The organism is Pseudoalteromonas sp. SR45-6, from assembly GCF_014163545.1.
GTDB lineage: Bacteria > Pseudomonadota > Gammaproteobacteria > Enterobacterales > Alteromonadaceae > Pseudoalteromonas > Pseudoalteromonas rhizosphaerae.
Window position 1 is genome coordinate 1 of record NZ_JACJDM010000112.1, and the last position, 3,593, is coordinate 3,593.

At 34.2% G+C, this 3,593-nt stretch carries 5 protein-coding genes; 1 reads left to right on the forward strand and 4 read right to left on the reverse strand.

Going from position 1 to position 3,593, the window contains the following annotated elements; genetic code table 11:
• The 3 genes from H5158_RS22220 to H5158_RS22230 all read right to left on the reverse strand — a co-directional run.
• Positions 1-574: glutathione S-transferase N-terminal domain-containing protein (locus H5158_RS22220; protein ID WP_182740929.1), on the reverse strand; the 574-nt coding region annotated here is incomplete at its 3' end.
• A gap of 18 nt (positions 575-592) precedes the next feature.
• Positions 593-1,285: a glutathione binding-like protein gene (locus tag H5158_RS22225; RefSeq protein ID WP_182719140.1), complete on the reverse strand. Its 693-nt coding sequence runs from the start codon at positions 1,283-1,285 to the stop codon at positions 593-595.
• A gap of 14 nt (positions 1,286-1,299) precedes the next feature.
• A complete protein-coding gene (locus H5158_RS22230) occupies positions 1,300-1,920 on the reverse strand; it encodes a LysE family translocator (RefSeq protein WP_182719141.1) in 621 nt (206 codons plus the stop codon).
• A 93-nt stretch (positions 1,921-2,013) separates the two neighbouring features.
• Between H5158_RS22230 and H5158_RS22235 the strand changes: the two genes are divergently transcribed.
• Complete coding sequence (locus tag H5158_RS22235; RefSeq protein ID WP_077535644.1) at positions 2,014-2,892, forward strand: LysR family transcriptional regulator; 879 nt, start codon at positions 2,014-2,016, stop codon at positions 2,890-2,892.
• Positions 2,893-3,037: 145 nt separating this feature from the next.
• Here H5158_RS22235 and H5158_RS22240 read toward each other — a convergent pair whose 3' ends face one another.
• A complete protein-coding gene (locus H5158_RS22240) occupies positions 3,038-3,340 on the reverse strand; it encodes a hypothetical protein (protein WP_182740930.1) in 303 nt (100 codons plus the stop codon).
• Positions 3,341-3,593: the final 253 nt, after the last annotated feature.

Consider the following 3,593-nt stretch of genomic DNA (forward strand, 5'->3'; position numbering starts at 1 on the left):
GTAGCCACTTCAAGCTACCAAAAATGATGAAATCAGCATATGTTGGATTTAAACCGCCTACAAACCTTGCTCTTGTGAGGTACTTTTCTAAAACCAATAATTTTTTTAGTAAACTAGATGTAGCTTCAGCACTTTTCCTTTCTTGTACATCTTCAAGAGGCATTGAGAAAAGAGCTTCTCTTGATTTTCTAAAATATGCTTTATCTTTATCTTGTAATTTTTTGTAAATGTCAAAAATTGCAATCTGTGCGATATCAGAATGAAGCGAGTTAGACCACGCTTCAATAAATCTAAAGGTTTGTTTTGAATCTTCATTTGGAAAAAGTAAAGGTGTATCTGGGTAAGTTTTGTCCAGATAGACAGCAATATCATATGAATCATTAATAGCATTGTTGTTATCTGATATTACTGGCACCGTTTTAAATAGCCCTTTACTGATGTTTTTAATGTCCGTGAAAGCGACTTCTTCGCATTCAAAATTCACCCCTTTAAAACTTAACGCCATTCTTATACGCCAACAATAAGGACTAAAAATAACCCCATTTTTTCCTGCTAATTCATACAATTTAATCATGTTGTTCTCCTAAATAAATCACTTAACATGCGATTGATTAAAAAGTAGGTGCGACGCCTTTTCATTAACCGTAGGTTGGGTATTAATTCTACTTGCCACCTCAAAAGCTTTAATTGTTGACGGTCTCGTTTTGATATTATTTAACCAGCGCTTAAGGTTACTAAACTTCTCAATATCAATACTTTGAAAAGCATGTATTCTTATCCAAGGGTAACACGCGATATCAGCAATTGAATAAAAGTTACCAGCTAAATATTCAGTTTGCGCCAGTTGCTTGTCCATAACACTATAAAGACGATTCGTCTCATTTTGATAGCGGTTAATTGCATAAGGTACTTGCTCAGAAGCATAATGTATAAAATGATGATTCTGTCCAGCCATAGGGCCAAGTCCGGCTACTTGCCAAGCTAACCATTGTAAGACTTTATATTTATCAGTGAGAGATTCACCGATTAATTTCCCTGATTTTTCAGCTAAATATTGCAAAATAGCGCCTGATTCAAAAATGCTGATTGGTTTAAAAGTATTGAATGGGGCGTTATCGATTATTGCTGGTATTCTTTGGTTGGGGCTCAATTCGCTGAACTCAGGTGAAAACTGCTCCCCTTTAGATATATCTATTGGATATAAATTGTAATCCAAACCTAGCTCTTCAAGTGCCATCGTAATTTTATGACCATTGGGCGTAGTCCAGTAATATAAATCAATCATAGTGATACCTTAAGTTATTGAGTAATGCTTGTTAAAAATTGATTAAACATAAACAAAGCGAAGATAAAAAAAGTAAATGCTGATAGTCGATTGAAGTAATTTGCGAACTTGTCAATGCCTATTGTTTTAGTTAAGTAGTTAAAACTAAAATAATAGAAGCAATGAACAAGTAATACATTTAAAGCAAAAATACTTGTTAATAGTGTTGCTATACCCGCAGAAATATAATTTTCTTGCATGTATGTAGGAAAGATGAATATAAAAAAAGCAAGTGCTTTTGGGTTCAGTAGACTGATGACTAGGCCGTGAAAAAAATGTTTTTTCTGTTCATTGCTCAAACTATTTTTATATTTAAATGCCTTAAGATTATTTGCTGCCAAATATAAAAAATAAAAAGCTCCTGCAAGATTAAGAACCTTAAATGCGCCGCCAACGGCTTCTGTTGTAAACATGATTAACAACGTTGCAAAGAAACCTACTATTAATATTCCTGTTGCAACACCCAGAACCCCCTTCAGTACATCTTGTGAATTTGCATTAAACACATTGTGAATTGTAAATAACACAGCTGGACCTGGACTAAGCACAGTCAGGAATGACACTAATGCAAAGCTAATTAAGTGGTAAGTTTCCATATTGACTCCATTTGATTTACGAGCCCATTTTATACTGCTAGGATAAAATCACTAACCCACTTTTGATTAAAACAGTTTAAACCAGAGGTTTACATGGACAGATTAAAAGCTATTGAGATTTTCATTTCTGTTTGCAAGGAAAAAAACTTTTCGAAAGTCGCAACGAAATTTGATATTTCCACAACAATGGTAAGCAAATACGTGAATTTTCTAGAAAAGGAAGTAAATATTAAACTACTTAATAGAAGTACTAGAGGACAAAACATAACAGAAGCTGGTGAGGTGTATCTAAACAAAGCTAAAGCGTTACAAAAGCAATATAGAGATTTAGTTCTTTCAATGGATGATTTTACAAAAGAGCCTGAAGGTTTGATTAACGTGAATGCTCCGCACAACTTTGGTACTCATGTATTAACAACAATCATTGCCGACTTTTTAGAGGCCAACCCCGCAATAAGAATAGACCTTACATTATCCGATTCTTTAACTGACGTTGTTTTAGACAATTATGATATCGTTTTCAGAGTCGGAGATTTGAAAGACGCTTCTTACATCTCAAAGAGAGTTTTTTCCCAACAACTTATTTTTTGTGCTTCACCAAAATACCTAAAAACTAACGGTCCCCCAAAAAATATAACGGATTTAGAAAATCATCATTTTTTAGGCTTTAAACCTTGGTTTGATAGCTCTAATTTTAAAAAGGAGTTTAGAATTGACCTCTTACATTTACAAACCAGTAGATTCATTAGTAATAATGGTAGTGCACTAAAAAATGCAGCACTCAAGGGGATTGGCATTATTCTTCAACCCTATCATTTGCTTGAAGAAAGCATCCAATCTGGAGAACTCATTAGAGTACTTGAAGGGTGTCAACCAAAAGTTAGAAATGTCCACCTTCTTTATGCAGACAAAAAACAACCGTTAAAAGTTAGGAAGTTCATAGATTTTGTTTCAGAAAATTTAACTAACTAAGGTAAAGCATTATGCAGATCTCTATTACAGTTTGCTTTAGAGTATTTACGTTAAATTATTTTGGGGGCATAAACAATTTAGATCCGAATGACGGCTCTGTGCCATAAGCGGACTGTCGTAATCTTAGTCTCTTGTTATGCTGCTTTTACACTGAAGGAGCATATGCATTTAACACAAAGAAAGCGCAAACCCCAATAATGACAATAAAACCGTTTCTAGCTGCACCACGCATTAAAACCTGCGGTTCTTCAGACATAGAGTCGGTATATATTAATGGATTAAATATAGAAAGTAATATGCCAGCGCCTATAAATGCGCCCCCCATTAGTAAGAAAAAAATTGGTTTCCAATACTTATTCTCTTGAGATATTTCAAAGTTACGAAGTAAGCGGCTATTTTCTATGTTAGGAGTTTTTATATATGCACCAGCCCCAATAAACGAAAGCAACCAAAGGTCTTTTAATGCTTGAGGTATATTAAATGTAAATAAAAACTCAAAAATGCTAAACAGTTGTTGTGAGGCATTTCGATAATACTCAATTAAATCTGAAAAAATAGAAACAAATCCAACATCAAACGTAAGCGTCTAGCAAAGTGCACCTGCCAGTAACTCGTCAAACCGATTAAACTATTTCTTAATTTCAATTAGGAGATAGCCATGAGAAAAATGCGTAGCCTTGAGCAGTGGCGCAACATTATCG

What these genes read in the sequence shown, in the direction of transcription:
- H5158_RS22225 (WP_182719140.1), bottom strand. Translation starts at nt 1,285, where the DNA reads ATGATTGATTTATATTACTGGACTACGCCCAATGGTCATAAAATTACG.
- H5158_RS22230 (WP_182719141.1), bottom strand. Translation starts at nt 1,920, where the DNA reads ATGGAAACTTACCACTTAATTAGCTTTGCATTAGTGTCATTCCTGACT.
- H5158_RS22235 (WP_077535644.1), top strand. Translation starts at nt 2,014, where the DNA reads ATGGACAGATTAAAAGCTATTGAGATTTTCATTTCTGTTTGCAAGGAA.